20 protein-coding genes are annotated in these 24419 nt (G+C 70.4%); 19 read left to right on the plus strand and 1 reads right to left on the minus strand.

Annotation, left to right across the window (positions count from 1 at the left end; genetic code table 11):
* Nucleotides 1–196: 196 nt before the first annotated feature.
* The 15 genes from ACVJ1F_RS09090 to ACVJ1F_RS09160 all read left to right on the plus strand — a co-directional run bounded on the left by ACVJ1F_RS09090 (nt 197) and on the right by ACVJ1F_RS09160 (nt 14446).
* The gene (locus tag ACVJ1F_RS09090) at nt 197–622 is read left to right on the plus strand and encodes a flagellar FlbD family protein (protein ID WP_456885701.1); all 426 of its coding nucleotides are present in this window, start codon (nt 197–199) and stop codon (nt 620–622) included.
* A 2-nt stretch (nt 623–624) separates the two neighbouring features.
* Nucleotides 625–1467 (plus strand): motility protein A, encoded by an 843-nt coding sequence (locus ACVJ1F_RS09095; RefSeq protein WP_456885703.1) that lies wholly within the window; start codon nt 625–627, stop codon nt 1465–1467.
* On the plus strand, nt 1464–2510 hold the full coding sequence (locus ACVJ1F_RS09100) for an OmpA/MotB family protein (RefSeq protein WP_456885705.1): 1047 nt from the start codon (nt 1464–1466) through the stop codon (nt 2508–2510). Before ACVJ1F_RS09095 ends, ACVJ1F_RS09100 begins: the two co-directional genes overlap by 4 nt.
* 126 nt (nt 2511–2636) lie before the next feature.
* Nucleotides 2637–3584 (plus strand): flagellar motor switch protein FliM, encoded by a 948-nt coding sequence (locus ACVJ1F_RS09105; protein ID WP_056043639.1) that lies wholly within the window; start codon nt 2637–2639, stop codon nt 3582–3584.
* Complete coding sequence (fliN, locus tag ACVJ1F_RS09110; protein ID WP_456885708.1) at nt 3581–4309, plus strand: flagellar motor switch protein FliN; 729 nt, start codon at nt 3581–3583, stop codon at nt 4307–4309. Before ACVJ1F_RS09105 ends, fliN begins: the two co-directional genes overlap by 4 nt.
* Nucleotides 4310–4311: 2 nt before the next feature.
* Nucleotides 4312–4923, plus strand: a complete 612-nt coding sequence (locus tag ACVJ1F_RS09115) for a FliO/MopB family protein (RefSeq protein WP_456885709.1) — start codon at nt 4312–4314, stop codon at nt 4921–4923.
* A complete protein-coding gene (fliP, locus tag ACVJ1F_RS09120; RefSeq protein ID WP_456885711.1) occupies nt 4920–5957 on the plus strand; it encodes a flagellar type III secretion system pore protein FliP in 1038 nt (345 codons plus the stop codon). The genes ACVJ1F_RS09115 and fliP overlap by 4 nt, the downstream gene beginning before the upstream one ends.
* A complete protein-coding gene (gene fliQ / locus ACVJ1F_RS09125; RefSeq protein WP_043596053.1) occupies nt 5957–6232 on the plus strand; it encodes a flagellar biosynthesis protein FliQ in 276 nt (91 codons plus the stop codon). Before fliP ends, fliQ begins: the two co-directional genes overlap by 1 nt.
* Before the next feature lie 9 nt (nt 6233–6241).
* A complete protein-coding gene (locus tag ACVJ1F_RS09130; protein ID WP_456885713.1) occupies nt 6242–6994 on the plus strand; it encodes a flagellar biosynthetic protein FliR in 753 nt (250 codons plus the stop codon).
* A 1-nt stretch (nt 6995) separates the two neighbouring features.
* Nucleotides 6996–8270 (plus strand): EscU/YscU/HrcU family type III secretion system export apparatus switch protein, encoded by a 1275-nt coding sequence (locus ACVJ1F_RS09135; RefSeq protein ID WP_456885715.1) that lies wholly within the window; start codon nt 6996–6998, stop codon nt 8268–8270.
* A complete protein-coding gene (locus ACVJ1F_RS09140; RefSeq protein ID WP_056043626.1) occupies nt 8267–10318 on the plus strand; it encodes a flagellar biosynthesis protein FlhA in 2052 nt (683 codons plus the stop codon). The genes ACVJ1F_RS09135 and ACVJ1F_RS09140 overlap by 4 nt, the downstream gene beginning before the upstream one ends.
* A gap of 1 nt (nt 10319) precedes the next feature.
* On the plus strand, nt 10320–11528 hold the full coding sequence (locus ACVJ1F_RS09145; protein WP_456885717.1) for a hypothetical protein: 1209 nt from the start codon (nt 10320–10322) through the stop codon (nt 11526–11528).
* 128 nt (nt 11529–11656) lie between these two features.
* Nucleotides 11657–11905 carry a carbon storage regulator CsrA gene (csrA, locus tag ACVJ1F_RS09150; protein WP_043596512.1) on the plus strand — a complete coding sequence of 83 codons (249 nt, stop codon included), beginning with the start codon at nt 11657–11659 and terminating at the stop codon, nt 11903–11905.
* Between the two features lie 349 nt (nt 11906–12254).
* The gene (locus ACVJ1F_RS09155) at nt 12255–12971 is read left to right on the plus strand and encodes an ABC transporter ATP-binding protein (protein WP_456885719.1); all 717 of its coding nucleotides are present in this window, start codon (nt 12255–12257) and stop codon (nt 12969–12971) included.
* Nucleotides 12968–14446 carry a hypothetical protein gene (locus ACVJ1F_RS09160; protein ID WP_456885721.1) on the plus strand — a complete coding sequence of 493 codons (1479 nt, stop codon included), beginning with the start codon at nt 12968–12970 and terminating at the stop codon, nt 14444–14446. The genes ACVJ1F_RS09155 and ACVJ1F_RS09160 overlap by 4 nt, the downstream gene beginning before the upstream one ends.
* Here ACVJ1F_RS09160 and ACVJ1F_RS09165 read toward each other — a convergent pair.
* Nucleotides 14385–15242, minus strand: coding sequence for a spermidine synthase (locus ACVJ1F_RS09165; protein WP_123571300.1), 858 nt, complete (start codon nt 15240–15242; stop codon nt 14385–14387). The genes ACVJ1F_RS09160 and ACVJ1F_RS09165 overlap by 62 nt on opposite strands.
* Nucleotides 15243–15562: 320 nt before the next feature.
* On the opposite strand from ACVJ1F_RS09165, the gene rpoB reads away from it, so the two are divergent.
* The 4 genes from rpoB (at nt 15563) to ACVJ1F_RS09185 (ending at nt 24379) form a co-directional block, all read left to right on the plus strand.
* Nucleotides 15563–19054, plus strand: a complete 3492-nt coding sequence (rpoB, locus tag ACVJ1F_RS09170) for a DNA-directed RNA polymerase subunit beta (protein WP_056043614.1) — start codon at nt 15563–15565, stop codon at nt 19052–19054.
* A gap of 49 nt (nt 19055–19103) precedes the next feature.
* Nucleotides 19104–22985, plus strand: coding sequence for a DNA-directed RNA polymerase subunit beta' (locus ACVJ1F_RS09175; protein ID WP_456885724.1), 3882 nt, complete (start codon nt 19104–19106; stop codon nt 22983–22985).
* 195 nt (nt 22986–23180) lie between these two features.
* Nucleotides 23181–24119, plus strand: a complete 939-nt coding sequence (locus ACVJ1F_RS09180) for a hypothetical protein (RefSeq protein WP_456885726.1) — start codon at nt 23181–23183, stop codon at nt 24117–24119.
* Complete coding sequence (locus ACVJ1F_RS09185; RefSeq protein WP_456885728.1) at nt 24017–24379, plus strand: GNAT family N-acetyltransferase; 363 nt, start codon at nt 24017–24019, stop codon at nt 24377–24379. The genes ACVJ1F_RS09180 and ACVJ1F_RS09185 overlap by 103 nt, the downstream gene beginning before the upstream one ends.
* Nucleotides 24380–24419: the final 40 nt, after the last annotated feature.

The following is a 24419-nucleotide window of genomic DNA, read 5'->3' on the forward strand; positions in this document are numbered from 1 at the left end:
GGCGTTCCGTCGTCCGACATGAGCAATGTCACCAACCTACCGAGCGTCGAGCCGGGCACGGCAGGGCTGTGGACAACCGCGACCCGCACCTAACGCCCCGCCACCCCTGGCCGATAGTCACCCGTAGCCGCTCAGGACGAGCAGCGACACCTGCCCCCACGGACGGAGGCAGGAGACACAGACCTAGGACGGGCCGATGATCGTCGTCACGCGACTCAACGACAGCAGATTCGCTGTCAACCCTGACCTCATCGAGCGCATCCACGAGACGCCCGACACGGTCCTGATCATGGTCGACGGCGCCAAGTACGTCGTGACCGAGCCGATGGCCGAGGTCATCGAGATGATCGCCCGTTACCGGGCCCGCATCGTCTCGCTCGCCTACGACGAGCCGTCCGCCACCGCGCCGACGGCCCAGGCGCTCGGCAACCGCACCTCGACCGGTCCGCAGCTCGGCATCGTCCGTGGCTCGTCGGGTGCAGGAGGCGCGGGTCGCGTCACCGAGTTCCGTCCCGCCGTGCAGGCTCCCGCCGTCCACGCGCCGACCGCGCCGTCCTTGCCGGCCGCGCCGTCCGTGCCGGCTGCGCCGGCCGCATCGGCCGACACCACGCAGGGACGCTGACCGTGGATCCCGCAACGATCATCGGCATCGTCCTCGCCCTGGGCGCCCTCTTCGGCATGATCCAGCTCGAGGGCGTCAGCATCGCCGGGCTGCTGTTGCCCGCCCCGATCATCCTCGTCTTCGGCGCCACGATCGGCGTCGGCATCGCCGGCACGACGATCAAGGACGCGATCCTCAGCTTCAAGAAGATCTCCCGCGCCTTCACCGGCAAGGTCGTCCCCCCGCAGTCGGTCATCGACGGCGTCGTGTCGCTCGCCGAGAAGGCCCGCAGCGAGGGCCTGCTCTCGCTCGAGCAGGAGGCCGAGAAGCTCGACGACCCGTTCATGAAGGGCGCCCTGCAGAACATCGCCGACGGCACCGACGGCGAGGAGCTGCGCATCCTGCTCGAGGACGAGATGGAGTCCCGCCTCGCCGCCGACCGCACGGCCAGCAAGTTCTTCATGAGCCTCGGCGGGTACGCCCCGACGGTCGGCATCGTGGGCACGGTCGTCAGCCTCACCCACGTCCTCGAGAACCTCGCCGAGCCCGACGAGCTCGGCCACATGATCGCCGCGGCGTTCGTCGCGACCCTGTGGGGCCTGCTGACGGCGAACTTCCTCTGGCTGCCGCTCGGCGCGCGCCTCAAGAAGCTGGCCGACCTCGACGAGCTGCGCATGACGCTGCTGATGGAGGGGGTGCTGGCGGTCCAGGCCGGAAGCCAGCCGCGCCTCCTCGGCGAACGCCTCAAGGCCATGGTGCCGACGCACGCGCTCGACGGCGGCGACGGCAAGGGCGGCAAGGGTGGCAAGGCCAAGGCCAAGGCCGGCGCCAAGACCGGTGGCGACGACCAGGGGCTGGCCGCATGAGCGGGGCACGCGGAGGTCGCAAGAAGAAGGGGCACGCCGAGGACGAGCACCCCGACGAGCGCTGGATGGCCTCGTACATGGACATGATCACCGTGTTGATGTGCATGTTCATCGTGCTGTTCGCCATGTCGAACGTCGACCAGGACAAGTACATCGCCCTGCGCAACTCGCTCGCGACCGGCTTCGGCCAGACCGACGTGGGCAAGGTCGACACGGCCTCGGGCACCGTCGTGAACGCCGCCGACGTGACGAAAGAGGGCAAGGGCTACTCGTCGGGCGACGAGACCGACCTGAGCAAGGCCGCCGCCTCGGGGGAGGCCCAGACCGCCGAGCAGGCCGCCGCCGCCACGGTCGCGGCCCAGGGCGAACTGGACGACCTCACCGCCATCAAGGCCGCGATCGCCGCGAACCTCGAGGGCTCGGGGCTCAGTGCCGACGTCGAGTTCGCCGTCGACGCCCGGGGTCTGACCGTCCGCCTGATCGGCTCCGAGACCTTCTTCGGCACGAACAGCGCCGACCTCAGCGGCACGGCCGTGAACGTCATGAACGCCATCGGGCCGGTGCTGAAGACCTCGGGCCACGACGTCTCGGTCGAGGGCCACGCCGACCAGCGCAGCTCGACCGCGCCCTTCGCGACCAACTGGGAGCTCTCCTCCGCCCGCGCCACCCAGGTGCTGCGCGACCTCGTCGAGCGGGGCGGCGTGGGTGCGGACCACATCCAGTCGGTCGGCTTCGGCTCGTCGCGTCCGCTCAGCACCGGCACGACCGACGCCGACCTCGCGTCGAACCGCCGCGTCGACATCGTCGTCCTGTCGAACCAGTCCGACGCGGTGAGCGCGCTGCTGCCGCAGCTCGAGCAGGCCGCCGCCGCCGCGGGAGGCGCGGTGACCGACGGTCGCAACCCCACCGTCCAGCAGGCGGCCGACACCTCGACCACGGCCGAGTCGGGTGACGCGTCGACGGCGGACGCCGCGGCCGAGACGAAGACCGAGAAGAAGACCGAGAAGAAGACGGAGAAGAAGGAGGAGTCCTCGGGCCACTGACCTCCGCCGGGCCCCGCCGGCCCGGGAGCGCGACCCCGCGCCGCAGCACGACGACGGCAACCCAGTCCGGGGGGTACGACCGATCCTGGGCTAACGCCCAGGTGGGGCGGGCCGATAGCTCCGTCCGTGACACTCCTCGACGCCCCGACGGGCAGCAGCGCACCGACCTCGACGGTCGGCTCGTCGACGCGCCCGCAGAAGACCGTCGAGGTCTACGACTTCCGCCGTCCGACGACCCTCGCCCGTGAGCACTCGCGCGTCCTCGAGCTCGCCTTCGACACCTTCGCGCGGCAGTGGGGCACCCAGCTCACCGCCAAGGTCCGGGTGCTCTCGCAGGTGACCTGCGACCAGGTGCAGATGCTCACCTACGACGAGTACGCCTCGTCCCTGCCGCCGACCACCGCCATGGTGCTCTGCACCCTCGAGGGCGTCTCGGCGAAGGCCGTCATCCAGTTCCCGTCGTCGGCCGCGCTCACCTGGGTCAGCCACATGCTCGGCGCCGTCAAGCCCGCCACGCTGCCCGAGCGCACCTTCACGCCCATCGAGCAGGCCCTCGTGCGCCGCCTGATGGACGACGCCCTCGACGACCTCCGCTACTCGTTCGGCACCATGCTCGCCGACCCGATCAGCGTCGGCGGGTTCCAGTACAACTCGCAGTTCGCCCAGGCCGCCCAGAAGTCCGACCTGATGATCGTCGCCTCGTTCGAGATCCGCGTCGGCGAGCGCGTCGCGCCCGGCACGGTCGCGATCCCCGCCGACGTCCTGCTGTCACAGCTGGGCGAGTCCAACCCGACGATCGACGCCGCCGACGCCCGCGACCTGCTCGGCGCCCAGCTGGCCTCGGTGCCGGTCGGCGTCTCGCTGACCTTCGCCCCCGCCGCGGTGCTGCCGAGCGTCGTGCTCGGGCTGGCCGTCGGCGACCTGCTGCCGCTTCCCCACCCGCAGCACCGCCCGCTCGAGATCAGCGTCGACGGCCAGCCCGTCGGCCGTGCCGCCGTCGGAGCCGCCGGCTCCCGTCTGGCCGGCATCGTCGTCTCCACCTCCCTGACCGGCACCGAAGAAGGAACCTCATGACCGGCACGACCATCACCCTGCACACCGCGGCGGTCGAGGCGCTGGTCGCCCAGCTGCCGACGCCCACGCCCCTGCGTGCCGTGGCCGTCGATCCGGCCTCCGCGCACGGCCTCCGCCTCGCGGGTCCGTCCGTCGTGGTCACGTCGTTCGTCGGGTCGGTCTCGGCCGACACCGCGGTCCTGCTGGCCGACATGGACCAGCTCGCCGCCGCCGCCGCGGGCACCGACAACCCGATGGTCTCGGTCTCGGACGTCCTGCGTCCCGCGCTCGAGGCCGCGACGGGCGTGCTCGGCACCGGCGTGCTCGGCGAGAGCCGTCGCGAGTCGGCCGACGCGCTCCTGACCGACCCCGAGACGGTCGTCTTCGAGCTGACGGCCGCGGGTCAGCCCGCCGGCTGGTTCGCCCTGCGCCTCCGCGAGACCGGCACGATCGGCGGCTCGTCGCCCGTGGCTCCGACCGTGGGCGCGGTGTCGACCGGCAACCTCGGTCGCATCAACAACGTCGAGATGGCCCTGACGGTCGAGATCGGCCGCACCCGCATGTCGGTCCGCGACGTCCTGGGCCTCGAGCCCGGTGCCGTCATCGAACTCGACCGCTCGGCCGGCGCCCCCGCGGACGTGCTGCTCAACGGTCGCCTGATCGCGCACGGCGAGGTCGTCGTCGTCGACCAGGACTACGCCGTCCGCATCACCAAGATCCTCGACGTCGCCGACGGCATCGCCTGATCGTGGACACCGTCGTCGTCGGCCTGCGGGTCGTCCTCTCGTTGGGCGTCGTCCTCGCCCTGCTCTGGGTGCTGCAGAAGCGCCTGGTGAAGGGCGGTCGTGCGGGCTCCCGCGCCACGTCGCAGGTCTCGGTCGTCGCCCGTCAGGGTGTCGGCGCGAAGGCCAGCGTCGTGGTGGTCGACGTCGAGGGCGAGCGTCTCGTGCTCGGCGTGACCGAGTCGTCCGTGACCGTCCTCGCGGCCGCCGACCGTCCCGTCGACGCCGGCGCCCTGACGCTCGTCCCCGAGCCCGAGGAGTCCGCGACCGAGTCCGTCACGCAGGAGGCGCGGGTCACGTCGATCGCCCCCGCCGCGTTCGCGTCCGTCCTCTCCGCCGAGGGCGCCGCGGCCCGCGACGAGCTGCCCGCCCGCCCGGCCGACGCGACCCCCGTCGCCGCGACCCCCGTCGAGTTGCTGCGCCCCCGCGGCGCCGCCCGCCGTGCCGCCGTCTCGCGTCCTCGTGACCTCGACGCCCGTCGTCGCGGTCGCACCGCCAAGTCGATCGAGGGCTCGATCCTCGCACCCGACACCTGGCGTCAGGCGGCCGCGGCCCTGCGCAGCGGACGAGTCGGATGACCGGCCGCCGGTCGTCCGCGTCCCCGACCCGCCCCTCCTTCGCGTCCGCCCTGCGTCGCCTCGCCCGCCCGACGCTGCGGGACGGCCTGCACGGGGCCCCCCTCGGCCGCTCCCTGGCGGCCGCACCCGTGCGCTTCGCCGACACGCGCTTCGCCCGGGCCGTCGTCGTCACGCTGCTCGCGCTCGTCGTGGCGTCCGCCCTCATCATGTTGATCGGTCAGCAGGCGAACGCGGCCCCCGTCTCGCCGACGGCCCCCACCGCTCCCACCGCCCCGGCCACGGACGGCACCGACGCCACCACCGGCACGACCCCCACCGACTTCACCGACACCGACCAGACCACGTCGGACGGCACCGGCTCGGGCGGCCTGAGCATCGACATCAACGGCCCCGACGGTGCGCCCAGCCAGGCCGTCGTCACCCTGATCGGCATCACGCTGCTGAGCGTGGCGCCCGCGCTGCTGCTGATGATGACGTCGTTCACGAAGATCTTCGTGGTGCTCGCGATGACGCGGAACGCGCTCGCGCTGCCGTCGATCCCGCCGAACCAGGTGCTCGCGGGGCTGGCCCTGTTCCTGAGCCTGTTCATCATGGCTCCGATCCTGACCCACATCAACACGGACGCCGTGCAGCCCTACCTCGACGGCCGCCTCGACCTGCAGGGCGCGATCGACGCCGGCATCGCGCCGTTGCGGGAGTTCATGCTCGCCCACACCCGCGAAGAGGACCTCGCGCTGATGACCCGGTCGGCGAACCAGCCGAACCCCGACAGCCAGGCCGACGTGCCCATGCTGACGCTCATCCCGTCCTTCATGATCAGCGAGCTGCGCGCCGCGTTCATCATCGGCTTCGTGATCTTCATCCCCTTCCTCGTCATCGACCTCGTCGTCAGCGCCGCGCTCATGTCGATGGGCATGATGATGCTGCCGCCGGTGATGATCTCGCTGCCGTTCAAGATCCTGCTGTTCGTCCTCGTCGACGGCTGGGGCCTCATCATCAAGAGCCTCATCGAGAGTTACCAGGTGGGTGCCTGATGGATTCCAACGCCGTCCTCGACCTCTCGATGCAGGCCCTGATCATCACGGGCAAGCTCGCCGCGCCCGTGTTGATCACCTCGCTCGTCGTCGGTTTCGCGATCTCGCTGCTGCAGTCGATCACGCAGATCCAGGAGGTCACCCTCTCGTTCGTGCCGAAGGCCGTCGCCGTCGGCATCGCACTCATCGTCACCGGACACTGGATGATCAGCGAGATGGTGTCGTTCACGACCATGGTGTTCGACCGCATCCCCCAGCTGCTCAGCGGCGGGTAGGGACGCACCGTGTCGTTCGACCTCAGCTGGCTCGAGGCCACCCTCCTCGCCGCCGTGCGCATGACCGCGTTCCTCGTGATCGCGCCTCCGTTCTCGTACCGGGCCTTCCCGGCGAGGGTGAAGGCCATGCTCGGCATCGGGCTCACGCTCGCCGTCGCGCCCCGCGTCGCCCCCGGCTACGTGTCCCTCGAGACGGGACCGTTCGTCATGGCCCTCGTGCTCGAGCTCGTCGTCGGCGCCGTGCTGGGCTTCCTGGTGTTCGTCGCCTTCGCCGCGGTGCAGGCGGCCGGCAGCCTGATCGACCTCTTCGGCGGCTTCACGCTCGCCCAGGCGTTCGACCCGCAGTCGATGGTCAACGGCGCGCAGTTCACCCGGTTGTTCCAGATGACCGCGCTCGCCCTGATGTTCGCGACCGGGGGGTACCAGCTGATCATCGGCGGCCTCACGCGGTCGTTCGACGCCGTGCCGCTCGGGCTCGGCATGGACCTCTCCCGTCCGGTCGAGCTGCTGACGACCGGCGTCAGCCAGCTCTTCCTCTCGACCATCCAGATCGCCGGGCCGCTCTGCGTCGTGCTGTTCCTCGCCGACGTCGGCCTCGGGCTGCTCTCCCGCGTCGCGCCGGCCCTCAACGCCTACGCGATGGGCTTCCCGCTCAAGATCCTCATGACGGTCATGCTGGCCGGCGGCGTCTTCCTCGCCCTGCCCGGCGTCGTGGCCTCGTTGACCGGCGACGCCGCCGACATGCTGCTGGGGGTGGGCTGACATGGCGGACGACTCCGGCGAGCGCTCCGAGGCCGCGACCGAGAAGCGGATGAAAGAGGTCCACTCGAAGGGCCAGCTGTCCCGGTCGCAGGACCTCAGCGCCTGGGTGGGCGTCGGCGCCGCCGCCGTGATGATCCCCTCGACCATCGAGCGCGCCTCCTCGGCGGGCGTCGACCAGATGTTCTCGATCCGCCAGGCCATCACGCACCCCGACTCGGCGACCGTGGTCACCGAGCTGATGCAGGGCGCGGGTTCGATGGGGGCCACGATCGGGCCCATGCTGGCCGTCGTCGGCGTGGCCGTCCTCGCGACGGCGATCGTGCAGGGCGGCGTGCACATCAAGCGCATGACCGGCAACTACGAGCAGTTCAACCTGCTCAACGGCCTCAAGAACACCTTCGGCACGCAGGCGCTCTGGAACGGCGCGAAGGCGTTGATCAAGACGACCGTCGTCGGCCTCGTGCTCTGGTTCGCGATCCAGGGTCTGATGCCCGTGCTCATGAGCGGCGGCGGCCTCAGCGTCTCGGCCGTGCTCGAGGAGGCCAAGGCCGGCACCGGCATCCTGATCAAGGCCGCGATCGCGGCCGGCCTGCTGCTCGCCTTCGCCGACGTGTTCGTCGTCATGCGCCGCAACCGCAAGAAGACCCGCATGACCAAGAAAGAGGTCAAGGACGAGAACAAGTCGAGCGACGGCGACCCCCTGGTCAAGTCGCAGCGGCGTTCCCGTCAGCTCGCGATGAGCCGCAACCGCATGATCGGGGCCATCGCCGACGCCGACGTCGTCATGGTGAACCCGACCGACTACGCCGTGGCGGTCAAGTACGAACCCGGCAAGTCGGCTCCGCGCGTCGTCGCGAAGGGCGCCGGCACGGTCGCCGCCCGCATCCGCGAGCAGGCCACCGCCGACGGCGTCCCGCTCGTCGTCGACGTCCCGCTGACCCGAGCCCTCCACGCCGCCTGCGGCCTGGGCGAGGAGATCCCCGTCGACCTCTACACGCCGGTCGCCCGGGTGCTCACCTTCGTCATGGCGCTCAAGGCCCGCGGCACGCTGAAGGGGACGCACACGCCGCCCCGCGTCACCACGGCCGACGAGGTGGCCGGCGTCCTGGCTCCCGAGTCGCTCGAGGCCGACGCCGTGCCCCGCCGCCTCCGCATCGCCCGCGAGGCCGCGACCGGCGCGACCGGCGCGACCGGCACGACCTCCGCACCGTCCCGCACCGCGCCTCCTGCGCTCTCCCGCTCCGTCCGCCCCGCCACCCCTGGAGGCACCCGATGAAGTCCACCCTGCCCAAGCTCGCCGTCCCGGTCGGCATCGTCGGCATCGTGCTGCTGCTCGTCGTGCCGGTGCCCGCGCCGATGCTCGACGTGCTGATCATCCTCAACATCCTCTTGGCGCTGGTGATCCTGCTGACGACGCTCTTCGTCAAGAAGCCGCTCGACTTCTCGGTCTTCCCGTCGCTGCTGCTCGTGGCGACGCTGTTCCGCCTCGGGCTCAACGTGGCCTCGACGCGCCTCGTGCTCGGCGACGGCTTCGCCGGCGACGTCATCGCGGCGTTCGGGCACGTCGCCGTGAGCGGCTCGATCATCATCGGCTCGGTGATCTTCCTGATCCTCGTCGTGATCCAGTTCGTGGTCGTGACCAAGGGTGCCGAGCGCGTCGCCGAGGTGGGCGCCCGGTTCACCCTCGACGCCATGCCGGGCAAGCAGATGGCCATCGACGCCGACCTCAACGCGGGCCTCATCACCGACGAGGTCGCCAAGCAGCGTCGCGCCGACGTCAGCGCCGAGGCCGACTTCTACGGCGCCATGGACGGTGCGTCGAAGTTCGTCAAGGGCGACGCGATCGCCGGCATCATCATCATCATCATCAACCTGGTCGGCGGCATCGCGATCGGCGCGCTGCAGAACGGCATGGCGATCGGCGACGCCCTCTCGCACTACGGACTGCTCACCATCGGCGACGGCCTGACCACGCAGATCCCCGCCCTGCTGATGGCCGTCTCGACCGGCATGATCGTCACCCGCTCGGGCGCCGACACCGAGATGGGCGCGCAGGCCGCGTCGCAGCTCGGCCAGTCGCGCATCGCGCTCGCCGTGGCCGGGACCGCCGCCATCGGCATGGGCTTCATCCCCGGCATGCCGATCGTCGCGTTCCTGCTGATCGGTGGGGCGCTGCTGCTCGTCGCCTACCGACTCGGCGTGGCCGCCAAGGCCGAGGAGGCGCGCGCGGCCCTCGCGGAGCAGCAGGCGGCGGTCGTCGCCCCCACCGACACGACCGACGACCTGCTCGAGCAGATGCGGGTGCACGCGCTCGAGATCCTGCTCGCGCCCGACCTCGTCGACATGGTCGGGGGAGCGTCGGACGACCTGCTCGGCCGGGTCAAGGCCCTGCGTCGCAAGATCGCGGTCGACCTCGGCATCGTCGTGCCGCCCGTCCGCACCCGGGACAGCGTCGACCTGCCGCCGGCCACCTACTCGATCCGCATCGCGGGCGTCGAGGCCGGACGCGGTCAGGCGCCGGCCCGCTCCGTGCTGGCCCTCGGCGACGCGCTCGACGGCCTGCCCGGCACCGCCACGGTCGAGCCGGTCTTCGGCCTCGCCGGCAAGTGGGTGCCCGCCGAGATGCGCCACAGCGCCGAGATGACCGGCGCCACGGTGATCGACCGCGTCTCGGTGCTCGTGACGCACCTGTCGTCGATCATCGCCGACAACGCCGCCCGACTGCTCACCCGCGAGGACGTCCGCGTGCTGACCGAGGGCGTCAAGCAGGTCAACGCCCCGGCCGTCGACGACCTCGTGCCGAACATGCTGTCGCTCGCCGAGCTGCAGCGCGTCCTCCAGGGCCTGCTGTCGGAGCGCATCCCGATCAACGACCTCGCGCGGATCTGCGAAGGGCTGACGTTGCGCGCGAAGGTGTCGACCGACCCGGAGGGACTCGTCGAGGCGGCCCGCGCCTCCCTGGGCCCCGCGCTCACGGCGCAGTACCTCGACGGCCGCGTGCTGCGGGTCATCATGATCGACCCGACCCTCGAGCAGTCGATGCTCGAGGGGCTGCGACCGAGCGACCAGGGGACGCAGATCCTGCTCGACGGGCACCGTGTCGAGCAGGTGCTCGGGTCGCTGCGCGAGGCCGTGCAGTCGGTCGAGGCGCAGGGTCTCAGCGCGGTGCTGGTCTGCGCCCCGGCGTTGCGACCGGCCATCCACCGACTCGTGTCGGCGCAGCAGAACGGCCTGCCGGTGCTGTCGTACCAGGAGGCCACCGCCGCCGGCTCGACCATCGAGACCGTAGGCGTCGTCCGCGCGACCGACTCGATCGTGGCCTGAGATGCCGACCACGATCGTCATGACCGGCGAGACGCTCGACGGGCTGCGCCGCGAGGTGCGGGCGACCCACGGGGCCTCGGCGCGCATCGTCGCGGCGCAGAAGGTGACCGTCGGGGGAGTCGGCGGCTTCTTCGCCCGCAAGCACTACGAGGTCACCGTCGAGGTGCCCGACCCCGCGATCGACCTGCCCGTCGCCCGGGTGCGCATCACGACGCCGGTGCCGGCCGAGCGTGCGGGCATCGCGGCGTTGCTGGCGTCGGCCGACGAGGCCGAGGACGCCCTGCAGGCGGGGGCTCCGGCAGCCCGGGCCGCCTGGTCGGCGTCGCTGGCCGCGGGGGACGCGGCCGCGACGGCGGCGACGCCCGCGCGCGACGGCTTCGACGACGTGCTGACCGGTTCGGCCGTGCCCGTGAGCCCGCGTCGGGCCGCCCGCGCCGCGGCGGCCGCGGCGACGGGTCCCGGCGAGGCCTCGGCCTCGCCGTCGAGCGCAGGAGGCGCGGTGCCGGTCGCGTCCCCGGCCGACGTCTCGACGCGCACCGACGCGTTCGCCTCGATCATGGACGACCTCACCTTCAACGGCATCGCTCCGGCCGCCGGTGCCGCCGCCGGCCTCGGAGCCGGTGTCGCGGCGACGGGCCCGGGCTCCACCGCTGTCGCCGACGGTGACGCCGCCGACCCCGACGCGCCGCACGGGGCCGCTCCCCGTCGGACGGCGGCGTCGCTCGCGGCCGCTGCCGACGCCCTCGCCGCGCAGGCCCGGGCCGTGGCCTCCCCGGGCGTGCCGCCCGCCCCCGACGTGTCGCGCGGGGCAGGCGACCTCGTCGTGGTCGTCGGCCGCCCCGGCGACGCCTTCCGCGTGGCCGCCCAGATGGCCTCGACGTTCGGGCTGCGCTCCGTGGACGTGTCGGATCGCCGGAGCGGCATCCTGGCCCGGGCCACCGGCGTGCACGAGAACTCGGCCGTCGTGACGGCCCTCGCCTGGGACGCGGCCGCTCCCGCCGCCCTCGAGGCGATCGCCGCCGACCAGGTCTGGGTCGCGGTCGACGTCGGCCGCAAGCACGACGACACGGCCCGCTGGGTCGAGGCCGTCCGGGCGGTCGCGCCCGTGGTCGCGGCCGCCGTGGTCGGCGAGGACGACACGGCGACCCCGGGCACGGTGCACCTGCTCGGCGTGCCGGTGGGCTGGCGCGAAGGAGGCGCAGGCCGCTGAGCCGCGCCTCCTGCGGTGGTCGTCCTCCCGCGATGGTGCCTCGTGGCCGGTGTCGTCCCGCGATAGCCGACCCGCGCCTCCTGCCTGTCGTCGCGACCGGAGCGCCCCGCGCTCGGTAAGCTGGTCCGATGCTGGTGCTGACACGCAAGGTCGGAGAACGCATCGTGATCGGCGACGACATCGTCATCACGGTGCTCGACTCCCGTGGCGACGGCGTGCGCATCGGGATCGACGCACCGCGCGGGGTCAAGATCCAGCGCGAAGAGGTCATCAAGGCCGTGACCGAGGCCAACGTCGAGGCGGCCAAGGCCCCCGACGACGCCGAGGCCCGCCTGCGTGCCGCCCTCGGCGCCCCCGCGCCCCGCGCCGACCAGTAGTCCGCCGCGCGGCCCCCGCCGCACCTGGCCCGGCCGCTCTGGCCTCGTGCCGCGGCGCGCTCGTGCCGCCCCGCCGCCGTGCCCTCACGCCGCCACGAGATGGACACAGCGCCACCTTTTCGCCTGGCGTCGTGTCCACATCGTGGCGGGATGCCGGAGAGAACCGCAGCCTCTGACGGTTCTGACATTGCAGATAAGAATGTTGCTACCTTCGTCGCATGTACGAAAGCCGCCTCCGATGTCACTCGCCAGCTGCCACCGACCACGTCGCCGGCGAGTCGGCGAGGTCGACGATCCTCGATGCCCTGCCCGACTACCTGTTCCTCCGCGGGGGCGCCAGGTGACGGCGGTGTCGCTGTGGGGGGTCGGCCACGACGTGGTGGACACCAAGGGGGCGCGGCGCCCCGTCCTCGAGCAGATCTCGTTCACCGTGGCGAGGGGTGAGACCGTGGCGCTCATGGGGCCCTCCGGGTCCGGAAAGTCGTCGATCCTCGGGTGTGTGGCCGGGCTGCAGGACTGTTCGACGGGTCGCGTCGACGTCCTCGGTGGCGACATCCAGGCGCTCGACGCCGCAGGCCGTGCGTGGGTCCGGGCTCACCACGTCGCCCTCCTCCTCCAGGGGGATGACCTCCTGCCGGCTCTGACGGTCCGGGAGAACGTCGAACTCCTCCATCGCATCCGCGGCGAGAGGCCCCCGGCTGACGTGATCGACGACGCCCTTCGTCGCGTCGGACTCGCCGACAGGTCCGACGAACTGCCCGAGGGTCTGTCGGGTGGCGAGAGGCGCCGGGTCGCACTGGCCCGGGTCGCCGTCCAGCCGCCTCACGTCACACTGCTCGACGAACCGACCGACGGGCTCGACCCGAGATCGGTCGACGCCGTGGTCCAGATGATCCGCATCCGTGCCCGTGCCGGCTCGGCGGTCCTCGTCGTGACACACGATCCGAGGGTGGCGTCCGCTGCCGATCGCGTCGTCTTCGTCGACCGGGGCCGAGTGCGCCATGACGTGACCGGTCCGACTCCGGAAGGGCTCGAGGCCATCTTCCGTTCGGCTGGCACGGCATGACGGTCTGGCTGGCCTGGAGGTCGATCCGTGCAGACCCCCGGGCGGCCCTCGCCGCCACGATCGTCGCCTTCGTCTCGACCTCGGCCCTGACCTTGGCGCTGGGAATCGCGGTGTCATCCGAGATCATGCGGTGGGTCGAGCCCGATCCGGTGGACGCCGACGTGAGCCCGGTCGTCGTCGCCACGGCGATGGCGACGGTCGTCGTCCTGATCCGCGTGCACGCACTCGCCGTGCGCGGCGACGAGGTACAGAGCGCCCTCCTGTCGACCGCAGGGCTGGGTCCGAGGCACGTCGTTCGTCTCGCACTCGCCCGGGCAGGGGCCTGCGCCGTCCTCGGGTCGGTCTTCGCCGCGCCACTCGCCCACCTCCTCGTCCTGGTGCTGGTCCGTCTTGCCCTCGACGCCGTCGTCCCCTCGTTCGTGCTGCTGGTCGGCGGCAGCCTGTCGTGGACGTGCAGCGCTGCGTCCGTCGTGGCGCTGTCCCTGCTGTCGGCGCGCTCGGCAGCCTCCAGGGCTTCCACGCGCCTCCCGGCTCGGGTCCTCCGCGGCGAGGGGGCGGATCACACGGTGGCTGCCGCCCCGCCCGCAGGTCGCATCGGCGTCGTCGCCGCGATGTGGCTCGCGTTCGTCTTGCCCGTCGCGGCCCTCGTCCTCGTCTGGGACGGGCTGACGGCGACCGTCACGTCCGGCGCGGAGTTCTTCGACCAGGCCGACGTCGCCGCGTTCTCCGAGCTCGCGTTCTTCACGCCTGCCCTTCGGTTGCTCGCGCTGCAGTCGACGGCGGGTGTCGTGTCGGTCGCCAGTGTGGTGCTCCTGTACCCGTCCTTCGTGCCCTGGTTCGTCCGCCGATGGACACGGCTGGTGCCCCCTGGCAGAGGAATCGCCTGGCGGATCACGACGGCCCGGGCCGTCCACGGGACCGTGTCCGCCGTGTCGACGACGGTGACCGTCGGCGTCTTCGTCGGTCTCGTCATGGCGACCGGGTCGGCACTCGACCTGGCCGTCATGCTCGGAGTGTCACCCGCCGGAGCCTCGGGGCCACAGTGGCGTCAGACGGCTCTGGCCCTCGGGCCTGCATCGGCCGTGGCGCTCGCGGGTGCGGCCGCCTCCACCTTGCTCCGCGGCCCTCGCCGCGACCCCGACCGACTCCACTTGTCCGCACACGGGGCGCGACCCGCCGTCGCCCGACGGATCACCCTGGCAGAGGGGTTGGTCGTGGTCTTCACGGCCACACTGCCCGTCGGACTCGTCGTGGCGACGTCGACGGGTTTCTCGCTCGCGCTCGCCGTGTCCACCGGGGTGCAGGTGACCCCCACCCTGCCCGACGTCGTCCCCGTCGTCGTCGCGACGGCCCTCGCCGCGGCCGCCGTCGTGGGCGCCACGGGGGCGGCCCACTGGCTCGACCGGGGCGTCGTCAGCGCGCCCCGAACACGCTCCGTGACGGCTCGGGCGAGGGCACGGCCGTCGCGTCGGTGACGACGGGCGCCCCGGCGACGAAGTCGCGCAGCTCACGGCCGTGGACGACCTTGGCCGGCAGCGGGTCCGACGAGTAGAGCCGGGGCATGCGGTCGGTCGGCAGCGGCGACGGCGAACCGATCAGCACGACGTTGCCGAAGCGACGGCCCTTGAGCGTCGCGGGGTCGGCCACGGCGACGACGTGCTCGAACACGGTCGCGAGGGTCGACGCCTGGCCGCGGGCGAAGGCCAGCCCCGCGCCGTCGGCCGAGTTGACGATCAGCATGCCGGTCGGCGACAGGAACTCGGCCGCCGCCGTGTAGAACTCGAGCGACGTGACGTGGGCGGGGATCTGCGAGCCACCGAACACGTCGACGATCAGCAGGTCGACCGTGCCGCGCAGTCCGGCGGGCAGCTTCACCATGACCTCGCGGGCGTCGCCGTAGCGCACCCGGATCGAGGCCCCCCGCGGCAGCGGCAGGGTCTCGCGCACCAGGGCCACGAGGTCGGCCTCGAGCTCGATCACCTGCTGGCGCGAACCCGGTCGGGTGGCCTCGACGTAGCGCGGCAGGGTCAGGGCGCCGGCGCCGAGGTGCAGTGCGGTGACCGGCCCCTCGGGCAGCAGGTCGACGGCGTGCCCGATGCGCCGGACGTACTCGAAGGCCAGGTGCGTCGGGTCGTCGAGGTCGACGTGCGACTGGGGCGTGCCGTCGACGACGAGGGTGTACGAACCGGGGCGGTGCCGGTCCTCGTCCACGCGGGCGAGACCCGCCCCGATCGAGATCTCGACGGGCGGGTCGTCGTGCTGTGCGGCCATGCCCCAAGCCTCCCATCCCGGGGACGAGGAGGCGCGCGCGGCCCTCGATCCCGTGGAATGCCTGTGCATGCGCCCGGGTTATACCGAAGCTCGGGCGAAAGGTCAACGACAGGGCTTGCCAGGCGTGTCCGGGGCGACCTAGTATGGACCTTTGCGCTCCCCGTGCGTCCTGTCGTCATATTGCGGTCGACAACGTCTCGAGACACCCACCCCCGAATATGACGGCGGGGTGGATGGTGTCCGCCGGGTAGGGCCGTTCACTCACTCACCACATACTGTCCGACAGTGATGACCCGACGGGGTCCACGGAGGTTACTTCCTTGGCTGCTGCGAACAACGCATCCACCAACTCACCCAAGAACGGTCGCAACGCATCGCGGCTCTCGTTCGCCAAGATCACCGACACGCTGACGGTCCCCGACCTGCTGGCGCTCCAGACCGAGAGCTTCGACTGGCTCGTCGGCAACGACATCTGGAAGGACCGCCTCGCCGAGGCGACCGAGCAGGGTCGCACCGACCTGGCCCTCCACTCGGGCCTGGAAGAGATCTTCGAAGAGATCTCGCCGATCGAAGACCTCGGCGAGACCATGCAGCTCTCGTTCACGGCCCCCGAGCTCGAAGAGCCCAAGTACACGATCGACGAGTGCAAAGAGCGTGGCAAGACCTACGCCGCGCCGCTCTACGTGAACGCCGAGTTCATGAACCACCTCACCGGTGAGATCAAGACCCAGACGGTCTTCATGGGCGACTTCCCGCTCATGACCGAGCGTGGCACGTTCATCATCAACGGCACCGAGCGTGTCGTCGTCTCGCAGCTCGTCCGCAGCCCGGGCGTCTACTTCGAGCGCGCCTCCGACAAGACCAGCGACAAGGACATCTACTCGGCTCGCGTCATCCCGAGCCGTGGTGCCTGGCTCGAGTTCGAGATCGACAAGCGCGACCAGGTCGGCGTGCGCATCGACCGCAAGCGCAAGCAGAGCGTGACCGTCTTCCTCAAGGCCCTCGGCCTGACGAGCGAAGAGATCATGGAGGAGTTCAAGGGCTTCGCCTCGATCGAGGCCACCCTCGAGAAGGACGCCATCCTCACCAAGGAAGAGGCGCTCAAGGACATCTACCGCAAGCTCCGTCCGGGCGAGCAGGTCGCTGCCGAGGCCGCGCGTGCGCTCCTCGACAACTTCTACTTCAACCACAAGCGCTACGACCTGGCCAAGGTGGGTCGCTACAAGATCAACCGCAAGCTCGGCATCGACGCGCCCCTGGGCGACTCGGTCCTGACCGTCGACGACATCGTCGCGACGATCAAGTACCTCGTGTCGCTGCACGCCGAAGAGAAGTCGATGAACGGCACGCGCGACGGCGAGCCCGTCCAGCTGCGCCTCGACGTCGACGACATCGACCACTTCGGCAACCGTCGCATCCGCGCGGTCGGCGAGCTGATCCAGAACCAGGTCCGCACCGGTCTGTCGCGCATGGAGCGCGTCGTCCGTGAGCGCATGACCACGCAGGACATCGAGGCGATCACGCCGCAGACCCTGATCAACGTGCGCCCCGTCGTCGCCGCGATCAAGGAGTTCTTCGGCACCTCGCAGCTCTCGCAGTTCATGGACCAGAACAACCCGCTCTCGGGGCTGACGCACAAGCGTCGTCTGAGCGCGCTCGGCCCCGGCGGTCTGTCGCGTGAGCGCGCCGGCGTCGAGGTCCGTGACGTCCACCCCTCGCACTACGGCCGCATGTGCCCGATCGAGACCCCTGAAGGCCCGAACATCGGCCTGATCGGTTCGCTCGCGTCCTTCGCGCGCATCAACTCGTTCGGCTTCATCGAGACGCCCTACCGTCGCGTGGAGAAGGGCAACGTCACCACGACGATCGACTACCTCACCGCCTCCGAAGAAGACGACTACGTCGTCGCCCAGGCGAACGCGCCCCTCGACGACAAGTTCGACTTCGTCGACGACAAGGTGCTCGTCCGCAAGAAGGGCGGCGAGGTCGAGCTCGTCGACAAGGCCGAGGTCGACTACATGGACGTCTCGCCGCGCCAGATGGTGTCGGTGGCCACGTCGCTCATCCCGTTCCTCGAGCACGACGACGCGAACCGCGCCCTCATGGGTGCGAACATGCAGCGTCAGGCCGTCCCGCTCGTCCGCAGCGAGAGCCCCCTCGTCGGCACCGGCATGGAGGGCTACACCGCGATCGACGCCGGTGACGTCGTCACCGCCGACGCCGCGGGCGTGGTCTCCGAGGTGTCGGCCGACGTCGTCACCGTCCAGCTCGACGACGGCGGCACGCAGGACTACTACCTGCGCAAGTTCGACCGCTCGAACCAGGGCGCCAGCTACAACCACCGCGTGATCGTCGACGCCGGCCAGCGCGTCGAGGTCGGCGAGGTCATCGCCGACGGTCCCGCGACCGAGAACGGCGAGCTCGCGCTCGGCAAGAACCTGCTCGTCGCGTTCATGCCCTGGGAGGGCTACAACTACGAGGACGCGATGATCCTGTCGCAGAACCTCATCAAGGACGACACGCTCTCGTCGATCCACATCGAAGAGTACGAAGTCGACGCCCGCGACACGAAGCTCGGCAAGGAAGAGATCACCCGTGATCTCCCCAACGTCAGCCCCGACCTGCTGGCCGACCTCGACGAGCGCGGCATCATCCGCATCGGTGCCGAGGTGCGCCCCGGCGACATCCTCGTCGGCAAGGTCACGCCCAAGGGCGAGACCGAGCTCAGCGCCGAAGAGCGCCTGCTGCGCGCGATCTTCAACGAGAAGAGCCGTGAGGTCCGCGACACGTCCCTGAAGGTGCCCCACGGCGAGCAGGGAACGGTCATCGGCGTCAAGGTCTTCGACTCGCAGGACGGCGACGACGAGCTCGGCTCGGGCGTCAACCAGCGCGTCGTCGTCTTCATCGCCCAGAAGCGCAAGATCACGGCGGGCGACAAGCTCGCCGGTCGTCACGGCAACAAGGGCGTCATCTCGACGATCCTGCCGGTCGAGGACATGCCGTTCCTCGCGGACGGCACGCCGGTCGACATCATCCTCAACCCGCTGGGCGTCCCCGGTCGGATGAACTTCGGCCAGGTGCTCGAGATCCACCTCGGGTGGATCGCGGCGCAGGGCTGGAACGTCGAAGGCGTCCAGGAGTGGGCGAAGAACCTGCCCGAAGAGGCGCTCAGCGCCGCTCCCGGCACGAAGGTCGCCACCCCGGTGTTCGACGGTGCCGCCGAGCGCGAGATCGAGGGTCTGCTCGACTCGACCCTGCCGACCCGCGACGGTGAGCGTCTGATCGGTTCGTCCGGCAAGGCGCGCCTGTTCGACGGTCGCTCGGGTGAGCCGTTCCCGAACCCGATCTCGGTCGGTTACATGTACATCCTGAAGCTGCACCACCTCGTCGACGACAAGATCCACGCGCGTTCGACGGGCCCGTACTCGATGATCACGCAGCAGCCGCTGGGTGGTAAGGCACAGTTCGGTGGCCAGCGCTTCGGTGAGATGGAGGTCTGGGCCCTCGAGGCCTACGGCGCCGCGTACGCGCTGCAAGAGCTCCTGACCATCAAGTCGGACGACATCCTCGGCCGCGTGAAGGTGTACGAAGCCATCGTCAAGGGCGAGAACATCCAGGAGCCCGGCATCCCCGAGAGCTTCAAGGTCCTCATCAAAGAGATGCAGTCGCTCTGCCTGAACGTCGAGGTCCTCTCGGCCGACGGCCAGACGGTCAGCCTGCGCGACACGGACGACGAGGTCTTCCGTGCCGCCGAAGAGCTCGGCATCAACATCTCCTCCCGCTTCGAATCGTCGAACGTCGACGAGATCTAAGCCCCCTTCCCACAACGACACGTCGATACATCTGACAAGGGATTAAATTTTGATCGAAGCAACAACTTTCGATGAGCTGCGGATCGGCCTCGCCACTGCCGAGAACATCCGCGCCTGGTCGCACGGTGAGGTCAAGAAGCCGGAGACCATCAACTACCGCACGCTGAAGCCCGAGAAGGACGGCCTCTTCGGAGAGCAGATCTTCGGGCCGTCGCGTGACTGGGAGTGCGCGTGCGGCAAGTACAAGCGCGTCCGCTTCAAGGGCATCGTCTGCGAGCGCTGCGGCGTCGAGGTCACGAAGTCGTCCGTGCGTCGTGAGCGCATGGGCCACATCGAGCTCGCCGCTCCCGTCACGCACATCTGGTACTTCAAGGGCGTCCCCTCGCGCTTGGGCTACCTGCTCGACATGGCACCGAAGGACCTCGAGAAGGTCATCTACTTCGCGGCCTACATGGTCATCTCGATCGACGAAGAGGGCCGTCACGCCGACATGCCCGGGCTCGAGAACGAGCTCCGCCTCGAGATCAAGCAGCTCGAGTCGCAGCGCGACACGCGCATCGCCGACCGCCTCCAGAAGCTCGAGGACGACCTGGCCGTCCTCGAGGAAGAAGGCGCGAAGAGCGACCAGAAGCGTCGTGCGAAGGACGGCGCCGAGAAAGAGATGTCGCAGACGCGCAAGTCGTTCGACGAGGACATCAACCGCCTCGAGCGCGTCTGGGAGGACTTCCGCAGCCTCAAGGTCGGCGACCTCAAGCCCGAGGACGCCGTCTTCCACGAGCTGCAGGACCGCTTCGGCATCTACTTCGAGGCCCACATGGGCGCCGAGGCGATCAAGAAGCGCCTCGAGGGCTTCGACCTCACCACCGAGGCCGAGAACCTCCACCTGCAGATCTCCGAGGGCAAGGGTCAGAAGAAGATCCGCGCCATCAAGCGCCTGCGCGTCGTGAGCTCGTTCCTGGCCACCGGCAACTCGCCGGCCGCCATGGTCCTCGACGTCGTCCCGGTCATCCCGCCCGAGCTGCGTCCGATGGTGCAGCTGGACGGTGGCCGCTTCGCGACCAGCGACCTGAACGACCTCTACCGTCGCGTGATCAACCGCAACAACCGCCTCCGTCGCCTGCTCGACCTCGGTGCTCCCGAGATCATCGTGAACAACGAGAAGCGCATGCTGCAAGAGGCCGTCGACGCCCTGTTCGACAACGGTCGTCGCGGTCGTCCCGTCACGGGTACCGGCAACCGCGCCCTGAAGTCCCTGAGCGACATGCTCAAGGGAAAGCAGGGTCGCTTCCGCCAGAACCTGCTCGGCAAGCGCGTCGACTACTCGGGTCGTTCGGTCATCATCGTCGGCCCGACGCTGAAGCTGCACCAGTGCGGTCTGCCCAAGCAGATGGCCCTCGAGCTGTTCAAGCCGTTCGTCATCAAGCGCCTGATCGACCTGAGCCACGCTCAGAACATCAAGTCGGCCAAGCGCATGGTCGAGCGTTCGCGCCCGCAGGTCTGGGACGTCCTCGAAGAGATCATCCGCGAGCGCCCGGTGCTGCTGAACCGTGCGCCCACGCTGCACCGTCTCGGCATCCAGGCGTTCGAGCCCCAGCTGGTCGAGGGCAAGGCCATCCAGCTTCACCCGCTCGTCTGCGCGGCGTTCAACGCCGACTTCGACGGTGACCAGATGGCCGTGCACCTGCCGCTGTCCGTCGAGGCCCAGGCCGAGGCGCGCATCCTGATGCTCGCGTCGAACAACATCCTGAAGCCGTCCGACGGCCGTCCGGTGACCCTGCCCGCACAGGACATGATCATCGGTCTGCACTACCTCACGACGGTCACCGAGGGTGCCGAGGGTGAAGGCCGTGCCTTCTCGTCGGTCGCCGAGGCGATCCTCGCGAAGGACCAGGGCACGCTCGACCTCAACGCGATGGTCAAGATCCGCATGAACGGCGTGCACTTCGCCGAGGGCGAGGCTCCCGAGGGCTACGAGGTCGGGCAGGACATCCTGCTCGAGACGACCCTCGGTCGCGCGCTCTTCAACGAGAACCTGCCGGCGGACTACCCGTTCGTCCAGCAGGTGACCGACAAGGGCATGCTCTCGACGATCGTCAACGACCTCGCCGAGCGCTACCCGAAGGTCGCCGTCGCGGCGGCACTCGACAACATCAAGGACGCGGGCTTCTACTGGGCCTCGCGTTCGGGTGTCACCGTCGCGCTGTCCGACGTGCTCACGCCTCCGCGCAAGCCCGAGATCGTCGCGGGTTACGAGAAGCAGGCGGCCGCCGTGCAGTCCGAGTTCGACAAGGGTCTGATCTCGGACGCCGAGCGTCGCGCCGACCTGATCAAGATCTGGACGGAGGCCACGAACGAGGTCGCCGCCGAGATGCGCGCGAACTTCCCGATCGACAACACCATCAACCGCATGGTGACGTCGGGTGCTCGTGGTAACTGGCTGCAGGTGCGCAACATCGCCGGCATGCGAGGCCTGGTGAACAACCCGAAGGGTGACATCATCCCGCGCCCGATCATCTCCTCGTACCGCGAGGGTCTATCGGTGGCCGAGTACTTCATCGCGACGCACGGTGCCCGCAAGGGTCTGGCCGACACGGCCCTCCGTACGGCCGACTCGGGGTACCTGACCCGTCGTCTCGTCGACGTGTCGCAGGACGTCATCATCCGTGAGGACGACTGCGGCACCTCGCGCGGCCTCGAGATGCCGATCGCCGCACCCGACGCCAACGGCGTCATGGTGCGCGACGCGACCGTCGAGAACACCGTGTTCGCACGGTCGCTCGCGGCTGCCGCGGTGGACGCGAAGGGCACGGTGCTGGCCGAGGCCGGCGCCGACGTCGGAGACGTGCTGATCGACGAGCTCGTGGCGGCCGGTGTCGAGACCATCAAGGTCCGCTCCGTCCTCACCTGCGAGGCCGCCGTCGGTGTCTGCGCCCAGTGCTACGGCCGTTCGCTGGCCACCGGCAACCTGGTCGACATCGGTGAGGCCGTCGGCATCATCGCGGCCCAGTCGATCGGTGAGCCCGGCACGCAGCTGACCATGCGTACCTTCCACACCGGTGGTTCGGCCTCGGCCGACGACATCACGCAGGGTCTGCCCCGCGTGACCGAGCTGTTCGAGGCGCGTACCCCCAAGGGTGCGTCCCCGATCGCCGACTCGGCCGGTCGCATCACGATCGAGGACACCGACAAGGCTCGCCGCGTCATCCTGCAGCCCGACAACGGCGACGAAGAAGTGATCTACCCCGTGCTCAAGCGTTCGACCCTCCTCGTCGAGGACGGTCAGCACGTCGAGCTCGGTGAGCAGATCATCGCCGGTGCGGTGGACCCGAAAGAGGTCCTGCGCGTCAAGGGCGTCCGTGCGGTGCAGCAGCACCTCGTGGGTGGCGTCCAGGACGTCTACCGCTCGCAGGGCGTGCCGATCCACGACAAGCACATCGAGGTCATCGTCCGTCAGATGCTCCGCAAGGTCACGGTCGTCGACCACGCCGACACCGACCTGCTGCCCGGTGAGCTCGTCGACCGGTCGAAGTACAACGAGATCAACCGTGCGGCACTGACCGAGGGCAAGCGGACCGCGTCCGCTCGTCAAGAGGTCATGGGCATCACGAAGGCCTCGCTGGCGACCGAGTCGTGGCTGTCCGCCGCGTCCTTCCAGGAGACGACCCGCGTCCTGACGCAGGCCGCCATGGAAGGCAAGAGCGACCCGCTGGTCGGTCTGAAGGAGAACGTCATCATCGGAAAGCTCATCCCCGCGGGCACCGGCCTGTCGCGTTACCGCGACGTGTCGGTCGAGGCGACGGAAGAAGCGAAGGCAGAGCGGTACCCCAACCGCGTCTTCACCGACGACGCGTCGTTCAACGAAGCCGACCTGAGCTTCGTGGACTTCGACTCCTTCTCGTCGGACGACTTCACCCCCGGCACCTACAACTGAGAACCCCGTCAGGAGGCGCGGTGAGGGTCTGACCCCCACCGCGCCTCCTGAGGGCCTCACCTCGAAGGGCCCCGGCTCGCACTCCGTGCGGACCGGGGCCCTTCGTCGTCCCCTTCCGGTCCGAGCGGCGACGCGAGCGGGTGTTCCCCCGTCGGGCTGAGGCGACGGCGGGAGCCGACCCGGCAGGATGGAGGGATGCCTGACGACCAGCCCGACGAGACCGCCACCCTGACGACCGGCGTCGCCGCCACTGCCGCCGCCGCCACTGCCGCCGCCGTCGGAGCACCGGCCACACCGCCCCCGGTCGTCGTCGCCCGAGGCGAGGCCGCCGAGGGGGTCGGCATCGGCACGGCCGACCGCCCCGTCCGCGAGCGGGTGACGGCACCTGACGTCGTGGCGTCACCGGAGCCCGTCGCCGGTGTCACCTGGCGACCGCTCACCCTCGACGACCTCGTGCCCCTGCACGCGCTCTGTGCCCGCATCGGGTCGGTCGACCACCCCGACCGCGGCCATGCGCTCGAGGTCGTGCGTGACGACCTCACGTCGCCCGGCATCGACCTCGTGCGGGACAGCATCGTCGGCTTGGACGCCGACGGCCGCTTCGTCGCCTGGGGCCTCAGCCACCTCGGCCCGACGCGGGTCAGCCTCGTGCGGGTGGGGGTCCCCGGCGGTGTCGACCCCGGCCGACGCGGCGAGGGTCTCGGTCGCCGCCTCCTGGAGTGGCAACGGGTCCGGGGCGAGCAGCACCTGGCCACCTGTGACGAGGTGCTGCCGGCCGGTCTCGTGACCGACGTCGAGGAGGACGCCCTCGCCACGCGGGCGGCGTTCCGTCGGGCGGGGTTCGACGAGTCGCGGTGGTGGACCGAGCTGCGGCGCGACCTGACGGAACCGATCGAGCGCGTCGCGCTCGACCCGGCCGTCCGCCTGGTCACGATGACCGACGAGTGGGTCGAGGCGACGCGCCAGGCCCGCAACGACGCCTTCCGTGACCATTGGGGCAGCCAGCCGACGAGCGAGGAGCGGTGGGTCGGATGGTCGGTGCCGGCACGTTCCGGCAGGACCTCTCGCTGCTGGCCGTCGCCCGTCCCCTCGACGACCCCGAGGCCGTCGAGCAGGTCGTCGCGTTCGTGCTGAGCGACGTCGACCCCGAGGACTGGGCGGCCCTGGGGCGGCGGTGCGCCTACGTCGAGTACGTCGGCGTCCGGCGCTCCTGGAGGGGACGGCACCTCGCGCAGTCCTTGCTCGCATCCACGCTGGAGGCGCACGTGGCCGAGGGGCTCGAGGTCACCGTGCTCGACGTCGACTCCGTGAGCCCGACGGGCGCCCTGGGGCTCTACGCCCGGGCCGGGTTCGTCGCCGCGAGGCGCTCCGCCACGGTGGTCCGCGCCTACTGAGTCCGACCGGGGGGCGACCGGCGCACCCCTTCGAGGGGCA

The organism is Frigoribacterium sp. 2355, from assembly GCF_054060695.1.